20 protein-coding genes are annotated in these 17,434 nt (G+C 42.1%); 2 read left to right on the forward strand and 18 right to left on the reverse strand.

What is annotated here, in order from left to right; translation table 11 throughout:
• Positions 1-74 precede the first annotated feature (74 nt).
• From dnaK to lepA, 5 genes are all read right to left on the reverse strand, one after another.
• Positions 75-1,907 (reverse strand): molecular chaperone DnaK, encoded by a 1,833-nt coding sequence (gene dnaK / locus ACFOJ8_RS06705; RefSeq protein ID WP_380654327.1) that lies wholly within the window; start codon positions 1,905-1,907, stop codon positions 75-77.
• A gap of 45 nt (positions 1,908-1,952) precedes the next feature.
• The gene (grpE, locus tag ACFOJ8_RS06710; protein WP_380657058.1) at positions 1,953-2,522 is read right to left on the reverse strand and encodes a nucleotide exchange factor GrpE; all 570 of its coding nucleotides are present in this window, start codon (positions 2,520-2,522) and stop codon (positions 1,953-1,955) included.
• 13 nt (positions 2,523-2,535) lie between these two features.
• Positions 2,536-3,546: a heat-inducible transcription repressor HrcA gene (locus ACFOJ8_RS06715; protein ID WP_380654329.1), complete on the reverse strand. Its 1,011-nt coding sequence runs from the start codon at positions 3,544-3,546 to the stop codon at positions 2,536-2,538.
• Positions 3,547-3,645: 99 nt separating this feature from the next.
• Positions 3,646-4,761 carry a radical SAM family heme chaperone HemW gene (gene hemW / locus ACFOJ8_RS06720; protein ID WP_380654331.1) on the reverse strand — a complete coding sequence of 372 codons (1,116 nt, stop codon included), beginning with the start codon at positions 4,759-4,761 and terminating at the stop codon, positions 3,646-3,648.
• 43 nt (positions 4,762-4,804) lie between these two features.
• Positions 4,805-6,628 carry a translation elongation factor 4 gene (lepA, locus tag ACFOJ8_RS06725; RefSeq protein ID WP_380654333.1) on the reverse strand — a complete coding sequence of 608 codons (1,824 nt, stop codon included), beginning with the start codon at positions 6,626-6,628 and terminating at the stop codon, positions 4,805-4,807.
• Between the two features lie 160 nt (positions 6,629-6,788).
• Here lepA and rpsT point away from each other — a divergent pair, with 160 nt between their 5' ends.
• A complete protein-coding gene (gene rpsT, locus ACFOJ8_RS06730) occupies positions 6,789-7,034 on the forward strand; it encodes a 30S ribosomal protein S20 (protein WP_160651934.1) in 246 nt (81 codons plus the stop codon).
• A gap of 122 nt (positions 7,035-7,156) precedes the next feature.
• Here rpsT and ACFOJ8_RS06735 read toward each other — a convergent pair whose 3' ends face one another.
• Positions 7,157-7,585 (reverse strand): hypothetical protein, encoded by a 429-nt coding sequence (locus ACFOJ8_RS06735; RefSeq protein ID WP_380654335.1) that lies wholly within the window; start codon positions 7,583-7,585, stop codon positions 7,157-7,159.
• A gap of 142 nt (positions 7,586-7,727) precedes the next feature.
• Positions 7,728-8,690, reverse strand: coding sequence for a DNA polymerase III subunit delta (gene holA / locus ACFOJ8_RS06740; protein WP_380654337.1), 963 nt, complete (start codon positions 8,688-8,690; stop codon positions 7,728-7,730).
• A gap of 94 nt (positions 8,691-8,784) precedes the next feature.
• On the opposite strand from holA, the gene ACFOJ8_RS06745 reads away from it, so the two are divergent.
• On the forward strand, positions 8,785-8,922 hold the full coding sequence (locus tag ACFOJ8_RS06745) for a YqzM family protein (RefSeq protein WP_380654339.1): 138 nt from the start codon (positions 8,785-8,787) through the stop codon (positions 8,920-8,922).
• Between the two features lie 8 nt (positions 8,923-8,930).
• On the opposite strand, the gene ACFOJ8_RS06750 is transcribed toward ACFOJ8_RS06745, so the two are convergent.
• The 11 genes from ACFOJ8_RS06750 to ACFOJ8_RS06800 all read right to left on the reverse strand — a co-directional run bounded on the left by ACFOJ8_RS06750 (position 8,931) and on the right by ACFOJ8_RS06800 (position 17,322).
• Positions 8,931-11,042, reverse strand: coding sequence for a DNA internalization-related competence protein ComEC/Rec2 (locus ACFOJ8_RS06750; RefSeq protein ID WP_380659906.1), 2,112 nt, complete (start codon positions 11,040-11,042; stop codon positions 8,931-8,933).
• Between the two features lie 122 nt (positions 11,043-11,164).
• Complete coding sequence (locus ACFOJ8_RS06755; RefSeq protein WP_380654343.1) at positions 11,165-11,626, reverse strand: ComE operon protein 2; 462 nt, start codon at positions 11,624-11,626, stop codon at positions 11,165-11,167.
• 17 nt (positions 11,627-11,643) lie between these two features.
• Positions 11,644-12,273: a helix-hairpin-helix domain-containing protein gene (locus ACFOJ8_RS06760; RefSeq protein WP_380654345.1), complete on the reverse strand. Its 630-nt coding sequence runs from the start codon at positions 12,271-12,273 to the stop codon at positions 11,644-11,646.
• A 129-nt stretch (positions 12,274-12,402) separates the two neighbouring features.
• Entirely contained in the window at positions 12,403-13,146 is a 744-nt protein-coding gene (locus ACFOJ8_RS06765; RefSeq protein ID WP_380659907.1) for a class I SAM-dependent DNA methyltransferase, read from the reverse strand.
• Positions 13,127-13,462, reverse strand: coding sequence for a ribosome silencing factor (gene rsfS, locus ACFOJ8_RS06770; RefSeq protein ID WP_380654350.1), 336 nt, complete (start codon positions 13,460-13,462; stop codon positions 13,127-13,129). The genes ACFOJ8_RS06765 and rsfS overlap by 20 nt, the downstream gene beginning before the upstream one ends.
• A gap of 4 nt (positions 13,463-13,466) precedes the next feature.
• A complete protein-coding gene (yqeK, locus tag ACFOJ8_RS06775) occupies positions 13,467-14,036 on the reverse strand; it encodes a bis(5'-nucleosyl)-tetraphosphatase (symmetrical) YqeK (protein WP_380654353.1) in 570 nt (189 codons plus the stop codon).
• Positions 14,026-14,589, reverse strand: a complete 564-nt coding sequence (nadD, locus tag ACFOJ8_RS06780) for a nicotinate (nicotinamide) nucleotide adenylyltransferase (protein ID WP_380654356.1) — start codon at positions 14,587-14,589, stop codon at positions 14,026-14,028. Before nadD ends, yqeK begins: the two co-directional genes overlap by 11 nt.
• Positions 14,586-14,882 (reverse strand): ribosome assembly RNA-binding protein YhbY, encoded by a 297-nt coding sequence (gene yhbY / locus ACFOJ8_RS06785; RefSeq protein ID WP_380654359.1) that lies wholly within the window; start codon positions 14,880-14,882, stop codon positions 14,586-14,588. Before yhbY ends, nadD begins: the two co-directional genes overlap by 4 nt.
• On the reverse strand, positions 14,879-15,688 hold the full coding sequence (aroE, locus tag ACFOJ8_RS06790) for a shikimate dehydrogenase (protein ID WP_380654362.1): 810 nt from the start codon (positions 15,686-15,688) through the stop codon (positions 14,879-14,881). Before aroE ends, yhbY begins: the two co-directional genes overlap by 4 nt.
• The gene (gene yqeH, locus ACFOJ8_RS06795; protein ID WP_380654365.1) at positions 15,688-16,794 is read right to left on the reverse strand and encodes a ribosome biogenesis GTPase YqeH; all 1,107 of its coding nucleotides are present in this window, start codon (positions 16,792-16,794) and stop codon (positions 15,688-15,690) included. Before yqeH ends, aroE begins: the two co-directional genes overlap by 1 nt.
• Positions 16,795-16,797: 3 nt before the next feature.
• A complete protein-coding gene (locus ACFOJ8_RS06800; protein ID WP_380654368.1) occupies positions 16,798-17,322 on the reverse strand; it encodes a YqeG family HAD IIIA-type phosphatase in 525 nt (174 codons plus the stop codon).
• Positions 17,323-17,434: the final 112 nt, after the last annotated feature.

A 17,434-nucleotide genomic window follows, 5' to 3' on the forward strand; every position in this document is an offset into this window, starting at 1 on the left:
TACTATATCATTTAAAAAAGTCAAAGCCAATGCGGTTGGCTTTGACTTCTATCAATTAAAAGTTGATATCATTATTATTTCTTATCTTCGTCGTCCACTTCTTTGAAGTCGGCATCCACTACATCATCGTCAGATGACTGTGTATTCTCAGAACCTTCCTGAGCCTGCTGCTCCTGTGCCATCTGTTCGTAAAGCTTCATGGACATACCTTGGACAATCTGTTCAAGTGCTTCTTTTTTAGATTTGATGTCATCCATGTCGGAACCTTCAAGTGCTTGCTTCAGTTCTTCTTTAGCACTTTCCGCTTTTTCCTTCTCTTCAGCTTCGACCTTATCGCCAAGATCTTCGATTGTCTTATCAGTCGTGAATACAAGCTGGTCTGCTTCATTTCTCAAATCTACTTCTTCGCGGCGCTGTTTATCCGCTTCAGCGTTCTTTTCAGCTTCTTGTACCATTCTGTCGATATCGTCATCTGAGAGATTTGAGCTAGATTCTATTGTAATCTTCTGCTCTTTACCAGTACCCTGATCTTTAGCTGTAACATTAACGATACCATTCTTATCGATATCGAATGTTACTTCAATTTGAGGCACCCCTCTTGGTGCTGGTGGAATGTCCGTCAGTTGGAATCTACCAAGCGTCTTATTGTCTGCCGCCATTGGACGCTCGCCTTGCAGTACGTGGATATCTACTGCCGGTTGGTTATCTGAAGCTGTTGAGAATACTTGGGACTTGCTTGTCGGGATTGTTGTATTTCTTTCGATGAGGACCGTAGATACGCCACCCATTGTTTCGATACCGAGAGAGAGTGGTGTAACGTCTAGAAGGACAACATCCTGAACGTCACCAGAAAGTACGCCGCCTTGAATTGCTGCACCCATCGCTACAACTTCGTCCGGGTTGACACTCTTATTTGGCTCTTTGCCAGCTTCTTTCTTAATCGCTTCTTGTACTGATGGGATACGTGTAGAACCACCGACGAGGATAACTTGATCGATCTCATTTCTATCGATGCCAGCATCTTTAATCGCCTGGCGTGTTGGTCCCATTGTACGTTCTACAAGACTATTTGAAAGCTCGTCGAACTTCGCACGTGTGAGTGTAGTTTCAAGGTGCAATGGACCTGCTTCTCCTGCAGAGATAAATGGCAGTGAAATTTGAGTAGAAGACACACCAGAGAGGTCCTTCTTCGCTTTTTCCGCTGCATCTTTAAGACGCTGCATTGCCATTTTGTCTTTAGAAAGATCAATGCCATTTTCCTTCTTGAATGTGTCAACAAGGTGATCAATGATGACATTATCGAAGTCATCTCCACCAAGACGGTTGTCACCAGCAGTTGAAAGTACTTCAAATACGCCATCGCCAAGCTCAAGGATGGAGACATCGAATGTACCGCCACCAAGGTCGAATACAAGTACTTTTTCGTCTTTTTCCTGCTTATCAAGACCGTATGCTAGTGCTGCCGCAGTCGGCTCGTTGATGATACGTTCTACTTCAAGTCCTGCAATTCTTCCTGCATCTTTAGTCGCCTGACGTTCAGAGTCGTTGAAGTATGCTGGTACTGTAACAACAGCTTTGGATACTTTTTCGCCAAGGTAACTCTCAGCAGTTTCTTTCAGATTCTGAAGAATCATCGCAGAGATTTCCTGTGGTGTGTAGTCTTTACCATCTATTGTTTCTTTGTAGTCGGTACCCATATGTCTTTTGATAGACATGATAGTGTTCGGGTTAGTAATTGCTTGGCGCTTTGCAACTTCACCAACCTGTTTTTCGCCATCTTTGAATGAAACGACTGAAGGTGTCGTGCGGTTACCTTCTGCGTTTTGGATGACTTTCGGCTCTCCGCCTTCCAATACTGATACAACAGAGTTTGTTGTTCCCAAGTCTATACCAATAACTTTACTCATGATAAAATTCCTCCATTATAGAAAATATTCATTCAGTCTATCGAGCTACTCGCTTACTTTGACCATGCTCGGACGGATGACTCTGTCCTTCAACATGTAGCCTTTTTGGAACTCCTCGAGAATTGTGCCGTCCGCTTCGTCAGAAGCTTCCGTCATTACTGCTTGATGGAAGTTCGGATCGAATGCGTGTCCTGTGCTCTCGATTTCCTTCACATCGTGCTTCATCAGTGTATTGACAAGATCATTGTACACCATTTCTACACCTTTTAGCAGTGAGTCGAAGGCTTCTGATTCTCCTTCAATCTTGAGCGCACGTTCGAGGTTGTCGATGATCGGTAGCAGGTCCTCGACAATCTTCTGATGCTTGTACTTGTTGTTGAGTTCCATTTCCTGCCGGTTCCGACGTTTGAAGTTGTCAAACTCTGCATAAAGCTTCAAGTATTTGTTCTCTTCTGCTTCGACTTGCAGTTTCAATGCCGCGATTTCGTCATCTTTTGGATCAGTCGGCTCAGAAGATTCATCTTCAGACACATTTTCTTCAGCGTCTGAGTCACTCACTACTTCTTCCTGTTCGACATCCGCTTCGACTGGCTGATCATTTTTCTGCTGATCCATTTCTTCGTTCGTTTTATTTTCCGTCACTGTGTTCACTCCTTTTCATTTCCTGGTTCCGTATAGCGTACATGAGTCGTATGACTTCCTTGTACCCCATCATTTCAGGACCGATTATCATAAGGTTTCCATTCATGCCATTGAAATTAAAATTCGTCGCAATGACAGAAATCGAATCATAATCCCTATTCAGCTCGTCGCTGAAGTATACGTCGACCCCATCTATTGTATTGAGATCGATGATATCATTCAACTGATCTGATTCCATATCGTCATACAGTAACTGGAGCGTACTGATATCAGAGCTGATCTGGTGAATCAGATGGTTGAAGCCAGAATGCCCAACCACCTTTTGCGGTTCGCTAATGCCGTCCGCAACTGATCGGCGTATATTCGCTTTCAGTGTGCTAAGCGTCGCGGCAGTTTGCATCTGCTGAATAATCGATGGCAGACTGCTAAGCGGCTGTCCGTATGACAAGGCATTCATTTCGTTGCCGAGCTTTTCAAGTTCCGGAACAGTGACAACGTCATCGCTTTCGACTGGAATCTTCCTGATTGTTCCCGACTCGAGGACGATGATGAGAAGTAGTGTATTTGTGGTGATGGGCGTCAGAAAAAGACCTTTGATAACTTCATCTTCTTCAGTCAATGAAACCTGTGTCAGGTATTGTGTTGTACTGCTGACCACATCGGCCAGTGAGCGTGTCATATCACTTCGGTCCATCTCCTCAACTTCGGGATGAAAATCGAAATTCATTTGACTTTTTGAACCGCCAAGCTCTGCACTTAGCATCCTGGTATAAAACCTCAGGGCCTTGCGTGATGGTATTCTTCCGGCCGACGTATGCGGCTTAGTCAGATAACCATCTATTTCGAGCTTTGCCATTTCATTTCTCACTGTTGCTGAAGAGATGTCGAGCTTGTACTTTTCAATAAGATGCTTCGAACTGATGGGCATCATGACCTTCAAAAAATCGTCGACTATTGAAAATAGTATGATTTCCTGTCTATGGGTTAAAATTGACATCACCTCATTAGCACTCTTTATCCTCAAGTGCCAATATTAATTTATCAAAATGGTCAAAGTATGTCAATCCATATGATTAATTAATATTTGATTCCCGTTCTAAAGCAGGAATTCCATGAAGACCGTGTTGCCGACCATGCGCCCCTTTTCTGTAAGTGCAACACGACTTTTGCTAGCTTCTATGTGACCCTTTGAAATTTCTTGATTAATGACTGTACCATAAACTTCATCCATGGAACGACCGAATTTCTCTTCAAACCGTGCAGTATCAACACCGCGGTTCATTCTTAGACCGAGGAACATCTCCTCCTCCATCTGCGCCTTCTGGTCAAGTGCGAGTGTCTCTTTGACCACGGAACCTGTCTCTTCCATGGATTGGATATAATGATTGATCGGTTTGATGTTGTAGTATCTGGTATTGTCAATGTAGCCGTGACTGCCGGCTCCAGCGCCGTAATAAGGTTCGTTTTTCCAGTACGTTTTATTGTGCTCAGATTCAAAGGCCGGTTGCGAGAAGTTCGAAATTTCGTATTGCGGGTAGCCGAGCTCAGATAGGCCATTTATAACACGTTGATATTTGCGGGCTTCCACATCATCGTCATCCACTTTCATCCGGCCTTTCCTGATTTGATTGTAGAATACCGTATGAGGTTCGATGATCAGCGAATACCATGAGATGTGCTTTGGCGATAGCGTACGGATATGCTTGAGGCTGTCATCTAGATCTTGCATAGTTTCTCCTGGTAGATTGTACATTAGATCAAGCGAATAGTTGTTAAGACCAATCTTCTCCATATGATTGATGGCATTGAATATGTCGTTATAACCGTGGGACCGTCCGAGTACATTGAGCAGATCCTCATTAAATGTCTGGACGCCAAGACTGATACGATTTACTCCATAATTTTTCAGAACGTCAAGCTTGCCCGGTGTCAACTCGTCGGGATTCGCCTCGAACGTGAATTCTTCAGTGACCTGAAAACGATCTGTAACTGCTGCAAGCAGTCTTGAGAGTTGTGATTCACTTAAGGCCGTTGGTGTCCCGCCTCCTACAAAGATAGTCCTCAGACTCTGTGGTTCGATGTCTCTAAGCTCACTGATCAATGCATCCAGGTACCCATCAACCGGTTGATTGTTGATCAACACTTTGTTGAAGTCGCAATAAGTACATATGCGGTTGCAAAAGGGAATATGAATATATAGGCTTTCAGCCATGAGAACACTCCATTCAAAACGAAAAGCCACTATGCAGTGGCTTTTATTCTTCGTCCATTTTAAGTACAGCAAGAAATGCTTCTTGGGGAATTTCCACACTTCCGACTGCTTTCATTTTTTTCTTACCTTCTTTTTGCTTCTCGAGCAGTTTACGCTTACGGCTAATATCCCCACCGTAGCATTTCGATAGTACATTCTTACCCATTGACTTAATATTCGTACGGGCGATGACTTTCTGTCCAATTGCCGCCTGTACAGGCACTTCGAACTGCTGACGTGGGATGAGATTTTTAAGCTTCTCTACGATGACCTTGCCGCGATCGTAGGCGAAATCCCGGTGAACGATGATACTCAGTGCATCGACCTTTTCGCTATTGAGCAGGACATCCATCTTAACGAGCCTGCTTTCCTTATAGCCAATCAGTTCGTAGTCGAAGGAGGCGTACCCTTTAGTCTGAGATTTAAGCTGATCGAAGAAGTCGAATACGACTTCCGATAGCGGAATTTCATAGACGATATTGACGCGGATATCATCCAAGTAATCCATTGTTATAAAATTGCCGCGCTTCTTCTGGCACAGTTCCATGACAGAACCGACATAGTCGTTTGGCACCATAACTGTCGATTTTACGTAAGGTTCCTCGATGTGATCAATCTTCTGAGGGTCTGGCATTTCAGCAGGGTTATCGACGATAACTTTAGAACCATCCGTCATGAACACTTCGTATATTACAGATGGCGCTGTCGCAATTAGTTCAATGCCGAATTCGCGCTCGATACGTTCTTGGACAATTTCCATGTGGAGCAATCCAAGAAAGCCCGTACGGTACCCGAAACCGAGTGCTTGAGATGTTTCAGGTTCATATACAAGAGCAGAATCATTTAATTCAAGCTTTTCAAGTGCTTCCCGTAAATCATTATACTTTCCAGAGTCAATCGGATAGATACCACAATAAACCATGGGTGTCATCTTTTTATAACCTTGGAGTGGATTCTCTGCGGGGTTGTCAGCGAGCGTGATGGTATCACCGACTCGTGAGTCGCTGACGTTCTTGACAGAAGCCATAAGATAACCAACATCACCGACTGTCAATTCCTGGACAGCCAACGGTTTTGGTGTATTGATGCCCACCTCAGCCACCTCAAATGTTTTGCCGGTTGCCATCATTTTAATCTTATCTCCTGGTTTGACTGTCCCCTCCATGATCCGAATGGAGGATATGACACCGCGGTATGGGTCGAATATGGAATCGAATATTAACGCCTTAAGTGGTGCTGAAGGATCTCCTGCAGGTGCAGGCACAGTTTTGACAACACTTTCGAGAATTTCTTCAATGCCAATATTTGCTTTTGCAGAAGCCATGATTGCGTCTTCCTTGTCCAGACCAATGACGTCTTCAACTTCCTGTGCAATCCGTTCTGGATCTGCTGCAGGCAGATCGATCTTGTTGATGACTGGAATCAGTTCCAGATCGTTATCAAGTGCCAGATAGACATTCGCCAGTGTTTGAGCCTCGATACCCTGAGCAGCATCTACAACAAGTATCGCACCTTCGCATGCTGCAAGTGATCGAGAAACCTCGTATGTAAAATCGACGTGTCCCGGTGTATCTATCAGATGGAAGATGTAGTCCTCGCCATCTTTAGCTGTGTATTTCAGCTGAACCGCGTTCAGTTTGATTGTAATGCCACGTTCACGCTCCAGATCCATCGAGTCGAGAAGCTGTTCTTTCATTTCTCTTGATGTGACGGATTTGGTGTTTTCAAGAATACGGTCTGCGAGTGTACTCTTGCCGTGATCAATATGGGCGATGATTGAAAAGTTCCTTATTTTATCCTGACGTTTCAAACGCTCTTGATCATTCATTTATCTTCCAACTTTCTCTTAATGACAATGGTTGTATTATAGCAATAATAGGAATTTCATTCAATTCATTTTCTATTTATATTGCATAACCTGCGTACATTTGATAAAATACATCTTGTTGCAATTAAAGTTGTACAACTATAAGATGGAGGTGAAATTGATGCCTAACATTAAATCAGCTATTAAAAGAGTGAAAACTACGGAAAAAGCTCATAGCCAAAATATTGCTCAGAAAAACGAAATGCGTACTGCTGTTAAGCGTGCGATGACTGCTAAAACAAATAATGCAGAAAACGTTGAGTCACTTATTTCCAATGCTGTTAAACACGTAGACAAAGCTTCTAAAAAGAACTTGATCCACACTAACAAAGCGGCACGTGTGAAATCTCAACTTATGACAAAATAAAACCTTCTTCCGGAAGGTTTTTTTATTTATACAGATTTTTATATAAGTATGTCGAAGAGTGCTTCTTGAGCCTCAATCCGCACCCCTGAAGTCAAACGTCAAAATTTGACTTTAGGGGTACTTTAATTTGACAATAACTCTTCGCGAAAATTATTTATAAGTCTATTACTATCTTCCTTAGACAGTTTATAAGTTGGCTCGTCAGCATCGTACCCGAATACGTCACCCTCATATTGATACAAAACATTGCCGTCTACCAGATAAAATATAAATGCCAACTCCTGTATATTCTCCTGTGGCTTATCAAAATGAAGAGCATACAACGCTTTGTCTGGTTCAGGAGCATTCTCGAGTTGTATTTCTTCGTTCATTAAAACTTTCTTCAGACCGTCATACTCACCTGCATCTGATACATCCTCAACGTACAAAATACCTGCTTGCCCCTCGTGGTTTTCATAAATGCCGAGACGCATTTGCTTTTCTGATTGGTTACAGGCCATAAGTACCAAACCAGCCACCATGGTAAATATCATTGCAATGATTTTTTTCATTTGGTACCCGCCCTTACACTATATTTCCTTTAGGTTGTCATTTACAAATCAAGGAATCCTACATGAGTAATGAAAGTTACAATACCATGGTCGCCATTAAAAGTAGAGGCAGTTCGTACGATGGTTCTACTATACAGCACCGTTATATTTCCAACACAAAAAGCTCAAACAGTGTTTCCCGATCAAGATAACTGGACTTGAACTTGTAATCGATATCGCGACACTTAACCATCTTGCGTTCGAGGTCAGCTTGCTGATACTTTCGAACTTCACGAAGTGCAAGTTTTACCCTGTAAGGATGGACTTTGAGCGCTTTTGCGATATAGTCGCCCTGATAACCCTCTTGTTGCATCAGTTTGACCTGATAGAGCAATCTTAGTTGGCTAATGATCAGATGCAGAAGTTGCATAGGCTCCTCATTCTGAAGAATGAGATCACGTAGCAACTTGACTGCTTCCGACTTTTTATTTGATAAGATCAGATCTGTCAATTTGAATATATTCTGCTCAAGACTAATGCTGACAATCTCATGAACATCGATTTCAGAAACGGAATCTTCGACATAGAGCAATACCTTCTGCAGCTCATTCGATACGTGCTCATACTTGATGCCTACAAGCTGAATGAACAGATCAAGCGTAGAGTCGTCCATCTGTACTCCCGCTTCCTTGAGTTCGTCTTTAATATAGCTACGGATTTCCTGCTCAGTCATTTCACTGATCTCTGTAATTGCTCCGTTACTCTTAATCAGTTTCGTGATTTTTTTACGGTTGTCGAGCTGTTCGTTGAAAACCTTGAATATGAGCAGTGTGTCGTCGTTCTTATTATTAAAGTATTCAACAAGCAAATCGATGTTATGTTCAACCTCAGAACGTACCTTAGCACCGGTAAATGAGAAAGCATCATCTACAATCACTGCTTTCCTGTCAGACAGAAATGGCAGTGTTTGCGCCTCCTCAATAATTCCTTCAACTGATGTCTCTTTATAGTTCAGTGTAACGATACTGAACGCATCTGGCTCATCAACAAAGTTCTGTGCGAGAGATTTCGCTTTTTCTGTGATTCTCATAGTATTGCTGCCATATATAAGTTGTAGTTTTTCCATCTATAGCGTCGCTCCTGTATTGATTGTAAATCCATTATAGCTTTTTTTGTGAAAATATCCTATACTGTAGGGGATATGTTTAGGAGGTTATCTCATGAATAAGTTCGAAAAGCACGTACAATCCAAGAACAATGATATTTCTGATTGCGCAATTGCTTTCGCCGTTGCATTCTCGGGCCTGACAGTTATTTATGTCGTTGCCCAGGTCTTCCAGATTGTTGCTGGCGTCTAGAGAGCTGATTATTCAGCTCTTTTTTTTATACAGTGATTTAAAGGAGCATTGAGTTTAGATTCTACGCACATTTTATTATTCTTGATGGTAAAGCGTACCATGCCGTGCTCTGTGGTGTCCAGCAACCTAAGATCTTCGACTCTTTCCAACACTTCAGGATGGGGATGGCCAAACCGATTGTCCACACCAGCTGAAATAAGTCCATATGTAAATGCCGTATTACTGAGGAAATGCTCACCTGTCGATGTGTCCGAACCATGATGGGCAAGTTTCAATACATCCGCTCGAATTTTACCTCTTTCTTTAATTATCTTCTCTTCCATTTTCTTATCCGTATCTCCAGTGAATAGAAAACTGAAATTGCCGACTTGCATTTTTAGTACCAGTGAATTCCTATTTGCATCTTCTTCTTGCAACGAATTATCTGGAAATAGCCTTTCAATCATAATATTGCCCACTTTAATTTCTTGAGCTTCAAGTGCATTTACAATTTTACCGTGAAATTGTGATTTAATGCTATCGTGCCATTGAGCAAATCCAGGATCGTTCACATTGAGATAGATATGGTCGATTGGTATTTTTGTCATAATATGATGGCTCTCACCCATATGATCCAAATCAAAATGAGAGATGATGAGCATGTCGATGCGATTTATACCAAGTTCCTTTAAATAAGGCAGTACCGTTCTATCAGACAATTTTCTTCCAGTCTCCTTAAAATAGAATTGACCGCCCGTATCTAACAGAATGACTTTCTTATTTATATGATCTTCGATGACGAAAGCATCCCCCTGTCCAACATCCACCATTGTTACGGTGTAATCGTTATAAGAGTAAGCATCAATTAAAAGAATGGAGATACCGAAACAGCCTGTCAGAATAACGAAACGCCTCAATTGCTTTAGACAGAGCGAACGAATCATCCAGTACGTTAATACGAGGAGTACAATAAACCAGAAAGAATTAAGATTGCCAACTGCTATTCGGTGATTCATGCCGTTTGCCATTACAACGATGAAATGCCGCAGCATGCTGAAGACCTGTGCATAGAACACATCCACTATTGCAGGAAGATGCGTGAAGGTAAGTACATTGAAAAGGATAACCATTGGAAATATGAGGAACGTGAATAAGGGAACGAATATGAGATTCATCACGATACCGCTGATGCTCAATTCGTTAAACTGATGTAAGAGAACGACCAGCGTCGATATTTCTGCAATCAGTGTAATACCAAGCAACTGAATAAAAAAACCATAGTGGCTCCAGTAGTTTCGACTCAGGATAATCAAAAACGTAGTCGTATATGACAACTGAAAACCCGCATGATAAACGATCCAAGGATTGAACATGATTTGAATGATTGCGGATAAAGAGATGACTGACAGATATGGCTTGTGCCTTGTAAAAGAAGTCGCAATTAAGACGACGGTCATAAACACCGCTCTGAAGACACTCGGGCTGAAAAAGTTGAGGAAAAGAAACATAATTAAAGTTGCCATCATAACGAGTTTAATGGCTGTAATATCGAGTCTCAGTCGGTTAAGCGTATAAAACAGAATACCGCTGATAAACGCAATGTGAGTGCCTGAAATGACATAAAGGTGATAAATACCAAGCTTCTGTAGTGCATCAAAGAAATCAGAGGTTATATAAGACTTGTTTCCTATCGATAATGTCAATATATCGAATCTATAATCTTGCTCTGTTATTCTGAGCACACGTTCCATATAACTATCTCTAATCTCGTTCAGGTACATTTCAGCCGTTTTACGAGTCTGATCGCACTCAGCAGGATTAATACTCGGTTCATATATGCGTCCATCTATACCATTGATTTGCAGCGTCACACGTTCATCCATCTTGATGAAGTTCCGGTTCTCCTTTGGTACGTGCACTTCAAATAGTCCAGTACACCTGGCACCTACCGGAAGCTTTACCGGGGCTTCAAGATAGAGGTCATACTGTCTACCGTCGAAGCTGGCGATGTGTGCAATACTGTCCTGATAATATTTGTATCCAGTTATGGTCAAAGCAGGAACGCTCTCAACAGGTATTTTTTCAGACCACATAAAAACAGCCATCGATACGATGGCTGTCACTAGACAGTTAAGAACCAAAAAGAGGTTCCCCAGTTTTCTGTAGCATATCAGGCTGGTAACAGCGATAAAAAATAGCCCTATGATTGGAACACTTTCAAAGATGTATCCATTCAAAATTGCAAGTAAGATAAGAAAGAGAATCATGGCTGTTGCTTTAGTGCGTCGACGACTTGACCTCTGTTGAACGCAATACGCTCGTAGTAAACTCCGGTCTTATCTAGAAGCTCAATTGCATAAGGATGGTTTTTATAGTCCTCAGCGTAGTATATGTAGTGTATACCTGCTTGTATCAGCGATTTTGTACAGTGTACGCAAGGGAAATGTGTGACGTATATGCTTGCCCCTTCTGTTGAAACACCGAATTTCGAGCACTGAAGTAGCGCGTTAATTTCTGCGTGAATCGTCCGAATACAGTGCTTTCCTTCAATTAGACACCCGACATCGATACAATGAGCTTCTCCTGAAACGGAACCATTATACCCACCAGCGATCACTCGATTATCTTTAACTATGGTTGCGCCTACTTTGAGGCGCTCGCACGTGGAACGCAGACTCAGCAGATGACTTTGTGCTAAAAAGTACTGATGCCAATCAATTCTCATGTTCACCCTCCTCTTCATCATTCATCTATTGTAATATAAGGCTCCAAACTTTCATATGTTTTGTCTCCGATACCAGAGATATTCTTGATGTCTTCGGTTTTCATGAATAACCCATTTTCTTCTCTATAGTTGATAAAAAGTTGAGCTTTTTTCTCACCAATACCGTTTAGTGTCATCAGTTCTTCCATCGTCGCAGTATTGATATTTATCTTCGTTTCATCCGAATCGCTTTCTCTTACTGAACCTGGCGTATCTAGCGTATCAACTACCTCACCCGTTCGCGGGATGTATATCACCATCTCATCAACAACTTTCATCGACTGATTGACTGTAAGTAGATCCGCTTCTGGTTGAAGCTGAGCCATCTCGATTACATTTTTGACACGCGCATCAGCGGGAAGTTCAAAGACACCGGGATACTTGACTGCACCCTTCACCTCGACAAAAATACTTGTCTCTCGGGCATTCTCGACAGATTCTTCCTCATCTACAGAAGGAAGTCCATACATCTCTTCCGGCTCATGAGCCATTACTTCAACCGCTCCTTTTGGTGAGAACAAAAAGAATAACAATACCAGAGATGCCAATGCCCCTGCACTAACGATTATGAAACGGTATTTTTGCCAGATGGCCGTCAAATCTGTCACGACAATTCCTCCTAAAAAACTCTCTTTCTTTATATATGGAGTAAAATGACGATTTTGATTTTTTCTTTGATAAATAAATAATAAAACTCGAGAAATAAAAATGACCTGACTGATTGAGTCAGATCACTTCTACTTTTTAAGGACATAAAATACCCTCTCACATACTTCAGTAACAGGGTTGTCTCTGTTAAAGTCACTGAATGCAGCATCAATGATAAAGCCAGACTGACTAATCATTTGAAGCATTTCCATGTGTGTATAGGTACGTTGGTGATGGGTCTCTTCAATTTTTCGATAGAGACCTGAATCAGCATTATCTTCAACAAAGAATGTCATATCATGGATTACAGACAGTGGGGCTTCCCCTTGCAACGCATGCCAGATATAAGTGATGTGTTCTGTCTCATCACTGTAGGTGATGTCATCGAAGTCGTTATTCATCTTGAACACACTATGAATGTCAAAAATGAATATACCGCCGGGATTCAGATGATTATATACTCCCTTTAGTACTTGAAGCACTTCTTCAGGGGTGCTACAGTAATTGAGAACATCCACGGTAGCAGTAACCATATCAAATGAATGGTCCAGTTTGAAGTCACGCATATCCCCTTGGATATAGTCAATATTCGGTGAGACATTCTTGCGTGCGACATCGAGCATCAAGTTCGAATGATCCATGGCGGTGACGCTATCGAACTGGAGCTGATGCGTCAGCCGGCCCGTCCCGCAGCCGATATCAAGGACTGATTTTTTGTCGACTCCATAGTGATTGATGATATCAAGCCAAAGAGTGTAGGGGATATCGTATGTCAGCTCATCGTAGTAATGACTGAAAAGCTGGTAGGTCGGGCTAGACTTCAACGCGCTCACCGTACTTGAACAGACGTTCAAGGTTGTAGTATTCACGCTCTGGCTTGTGGAAGACGTGGACGACAACGTTGTTAACATCTATAAGTACCCATTTGGCCTCTCTATAACCTTCGACCAAGTACTCCATCTCGCGCTCCTTGCAGAAGTCCATGACTTCGTCAGCTATCGCCTGCACTTGTCTATCAGAGTTGCCGTGGCAGATTAGATAGCAGTCTGTGACACTACTTGTTTCTTTAACATCAAATTTCATAATTTCTTCAGCACGTTTATTATCACATGCTTCGACCAGAAGATCGACTAGTTGTTCTGTATTCATACAGTCACTCCTTAACCATATTGTAGTAGTTCAAGCACTCTAGTGTTCTACGATATACAGCACGGTCCTTTGAGACCAGGTGAAGTATGTTCGCTTTAGTAATTTCGTATACTGCTTTATCCAGGTTCTGTATCTCAAAGACAATATCTCTTATTCTATCAACACCTGGTTGTGTGCGTTCAGGTTCTATATAGTCGGCAACATAGATGATTTTCTCATTGAGGGACATCTGGCTTCTGCCGGTAGTATGGTGCATGATTGCATTAAATATTTCTTCATCAGCTACCCCGTGCTCCTCACGCATTTTGACTGCTGCCACAGGACCGTGAAGGACCTCACTTTTATACTCTAAAAGCTCAGGATCAAGTTTATAGCGCGTTACATATTGATACATCTCACTAAGTTCATCATACTTTGAAAAATCATGGAGCATTCCGGCCAAAAAGCACTTGTTCTTGTCACCACCGTAAATTTCTGCCATGTCCATTGCAGTTTCTGCGACACGTTTCGAATGTCTGTAGCGCTTTTCAGGCAATTTATCCTCTGCCAGTTTGATGGCTGATTTATGCTTCATACAGGTGATTCTCCTTTATATACTGGTATACTTCAGGATCGAGCTGATGTCTGACTTCCGTCCCATTCCTGATACGCTGTCTGATTACAGTAGACGAAATTTCAAGTACGGGCTGGCTGATTGTAATGAAACGCTCATCTTGTACAACCGAGTCAGAATACCGGTCCATCACTACAAAGCTTAGCATCTTCAAGAGTTCATCATGGCGATACCATTTCTCGAAACTTCTATACTGATCGGTTCCAATCAGGAAATAAAGCGTATCATTTGGATACTTTGTCTTTAGGTGAACAGCCGTATCATAAGTGTAGCTAACACCCTTTTGCGACATTTCCCATGTATCTATCTCGATAAAATCATAATTCCCAACAGCATACTCGAGCATCTTTAGACGATGGTGGTCACTCGACGGCATATCCACCTTTAATGGCGACTGTTTGGCGGGTATACAGATTATTTTATCCAAGCCCAGTGCAATATATGCTTCCACGAGGGCGTGTACGTGACCTGGATGAACAGGATCGAAAGTCCCGCCAAAAAGACCTATCTTCATGACAGGTCAATCTTTTTATTTTCTTTAGATTCTCTATAAAGAATTATCGTATTACCGATAACTGTAACAATATGGCCGTTCGTCCCTTCGCTGATTTGTTGGGCAACCGAATCTTTGTCTTCGAGACAATTTTGAAGAATGGATATCTTGATCAGTTCCCTCTTCTCCAGTACGTCATCGATCTGTTCAATGAAATTGTCGTTGACGCCATTCTTTCCAACCTGGAAAATCGGGTTGAGATGATGTGCTTTAGATTTTAGCTGCTTCACCTGACGTGAAGTTAATTTATTCATGATTTACCTCCGATATGTGCGTTGTATTTAGCATTCACTGCGCCGACATCCCCCTGCTCCCCTGTCCATAGCGTATAGGCATCCATGGCTTGATGGATGAGCATTGGTATACCGTTTATATAATTGCTTTCTGAAAAATATTCGAGAAACTTTGTCTTCTTGGGTTGATAAATCAAATCCACTCCAAGTGTATCTTCGGAGATTATTGATCTTGGAATGTTCATTTCCTCAAACAGATCCTCGTACTTCATACCGACCGGTGTGGTATTGATAATGGCATCGTAAGATTCAGTATCGGAAAGATCTGAAACAAGTAATGCTTTGAAATCGCTTGTTTTAAAAACTTGAAAACTCTCCATGCGCCGGGCAGCGATTGTCACATTATCACCATTGTTTACATGGGCCCTGTGAACTGCTTTGGCGGCACCACCGGCACCGATAATCAATATATGTCTCTCCGCTTTGCCAAACGCATGGTTAAATGCATCAAGATAACCTGTGACGTCTGTATTGTAGCCGGTTAGTACGTCTCCATCAACCAACACTGTGTTCACGGCCCCAATCTTTTCTGCATCAGTATCTACGTGGTCTAGATGTGCGATAATTTTTTCTTTATGCGGAATCGTCACATTAAAACCATCAAGCCCATTCGATCTGATAATTTCTCTTATATCCGAGAGCTGATCAGGAAGGATCTCAATCGCTGAATAATGGTCCGCCGTACCTTTAGCTTCGAAGTTGGCACTGTGTATAAGCGGAGAAAGTGTATGCGAAATCGGATACCCTATCACTGCATATCTACCCATCATTGCCCTCCCTTAAAGATTGTCGGACGCAGCGTGACATCGATCCCCTTTGGTACTCTGACCACTACTTGTGCCCCAGCTCCAGCACGGATGAATGCGAGTCCACTAATCGAAATATCGCTGTCTTCTTCAATATTGTAAGAAAACACTTCATAATCTTCACTCAAGTACGGCTTGGATATTTCAGGTGGTGCTAGAAGTGTATTGAAATGTTTATCGTAGAAATCATCCGCTTTTTCCGTCTTGGTCCGATGGATATTAAGTGCATGGTTGGCGTAGACGACAAAACTGTTTCTGCCACCCTCCACAAAATCCATTCTGGCAAGGTTTGAGATGAACAGTGTTTGCGGTGCTTCAAGCTGGAACGTTTTAGATTTTATTTCCTTAGTCGGCGAGATGAATTTTAAGTTCTCTGACTCCACATAGTGCGCCATCTGTGATTCCATAACAACACCAGGTGTATCATAGATAAACGCATTATCATCCAGCGGGATATCAATGAGGTCAAGCGTAGTACCTGGAAATCTACTGGTCGTAATAACTTCCTTATCCCCTGATGTATTCTCTATCAATCGATTGATTAGCGTCGATTTACCTACGTTTGTCGTACCTACAACATAGATATCTTTGCCGTTCGAGTAATGCGAAAGCTTGTTAACAAGCGTTTCCATACCTTCATTTTTCATAGCACTCACGACAACAGTGTCAATGGCTTTGATGCCAGCCTCACTAAGCATCTGCTTCGCTCTGTGGACGATGCGACTGCGATTAACGGACTTCGGCAGGAGATCAATCTTGTTGATGACTGCAACGACATTTTTGTCTCCGACGATTCTATTGAATGCAGGAATCAGACTACCATGGAAATCGAACACATCGATAACTTTAACGATTAGTCCATCCGTTTCGTACAGTGCATTAAGCATGGTCAGGAACTCACCAGAATCGATGTCTATGTCCATGACTTCGTTGTAGTGTTTCAGCCGATAGCATCGTTTACATATCGGATTTTCTTTGTCCATACCACTTGCCGGTATAAAGCCCGGTTTATTTTTATCTTCAGATTGCAGTTCCGCACCACAACCGATACATTTTATTGCTTCCAAATATTAGTCCCCCCACTGGATTAGACCTTTCCGGTCAAAGTAATTCATAAGAATCCGCTCGATTTTTCTATTAACAATTGTCGCCCACCCATCCTTACTTTTGACTGGCAAAACGAGAACGCTCTTCAAACCGACACGGTTGGCGCCGAAAACATCTGTCATGAGTTGGTCACCGATCATCACTGTCTCATCTTTGTTTTCGTCCATCATTGCTACAGCCTTTTTGTAGGCACTACCGAGCGGCTTTCTTGCTCTGAAGATATATTCGATGTCATGGGGATCGCAGAAATTGCCGACTCTGTTCCTGCTGCCATTAGACACGATTGTCACCTTGATACCATTTTCATTCATCATTTTGAACCACTTGAGTACACTTTCATTTGCGTCCGGTTCATCATAGCCTACAAGTGTATTATCGAGATCCGTAATGACAGCTTTTATGCCACGATCCTTGAGATACTGTGGTGTAATGCTATGGAATTCTCTGAAATAGTCACTCGGTAGAAAGTATTTTTCTAGCACTTTCAATATACGCACTCCTAATGAGTTTTTTTATATTTTACCACAAAAAGAAAAGCCCCTTAAAGATTAAGGCGCTTTTTGGGTTATTCATTGATTTCATTATCCTCAACATCAGTAT

The sequence above is a fragment of the Salinicoccus sesuvii genome (genome assembly GCF_042648145.1).
GTDB lineage: Bacteria > Bacillota > Bacilli > Staphylococcales > Salinicoccaceae > Salinicoccus > Salinicoccus sesuvii.

Excerpts from the sequence above, each read along its gene's own strand:
- grpE (WP_380657058.1), bottom strand. The coding sequence starts at position 2,522 with ATGGATCAGCAGAAAAATGATCAGCCAGTCGAAGCGGATGTCGAACAG.
- ACFOJ8_RS06755 (WP_380654343.1), bottom strand. The coding sequence starts at position 11,626 with ATGAGAATTGATTGGCATCAGTACTTTTTAGCACAAAGTCATCTGCTG.
- ACFOJ8_RS06735 (WP_380654335.1), bottom strand. The coding sequence starts at position 7,585 with ATGAAAAAAATCATTGCAATGATATTTACCATGGTGGCTGGTTTGGTA.
- ACFOJ8_RS06715 (WP_380654329.1), bottom strand. The coding sequence starts at position 3,546 with ATGTCAATTTTAACCCATAGACAGGAAATCATACTATTTTCAATAGTC.
- hemW (WP_380654331.1), bottom strand. The coding sequence starts at position 4,761 with ATGGCTGAAAGCCTATATATTCATATTCCCTTTTGCAACCGCATATGT.
- holA (WP_380654337.1), bottom strand. The coding sequence starts at position 8,690 with ATGGAAAAACTACAACTTATATATGGCAGCAATACTATGAGAATCACA.
- dnaK (WP_380654327.1), bottom strand. The coding sequence starts at position 1,907 with ATGAGTAAAGTTATTGGTATAGACTTGGGAACAACAAACTCTGTTGTA.
- ACFOJ8_RS06745 (WP_380654339.1), top strand. The coding sequence starts at position 8,785 with ATGAATAAGTTCGAAAAGCACGTACAATCCAAGAACAATGATATTTCT.
- yhbY (WP_380654359.1), bottom strand. The coding sequence starts at position 14,882 with ATGAATAAATTAACTTCACGTCAGGTGAAGCAGCTAAAATCTAAAGCA.
- yqeK (WP_380654353.1), bottom strand. The coding sequence starts at position 14,036 with ATGAAGCATAAATCAGCCATCAAACTGGCAGAGGATAAATTGCCTGAA.
- lepA (WP_380654333.1), bottom strand. The coding sequence starts at position 6,628 with ATGAATGATCAAGAGCGTTTGAAACGTCAGGATAAAATAAGGAACTTT.
- rpsT (WP_160651934.1), top strand. The coding sequence starts at position 6,789 with ATGCCTAACATTAAATCAGCTATTAAAAGAGTGAAAACTACGGAAAAA.
- aroE (WP_380654362.1), bottom strand. The coding sequence starts at position 15,688 with ATGGGTAGATATGCAGTGATAGGGTATCCGATTTCGCATACACTTTCT.
- nadD (WP_380654356.1), bottom strand. The coding sequence starts at position 14,589 with ATGAAGATAGGTCTTTTTGGCGGGACTTTCGATCCTGTTCATCCAGGT.
- rsfS (WP_380654350.1), bottom strand. The coding sequence starts at position 13,462 with ATGAATACAGAACAACTAGTCGATCTTCTGGTCGAAGCATGTGATAAT.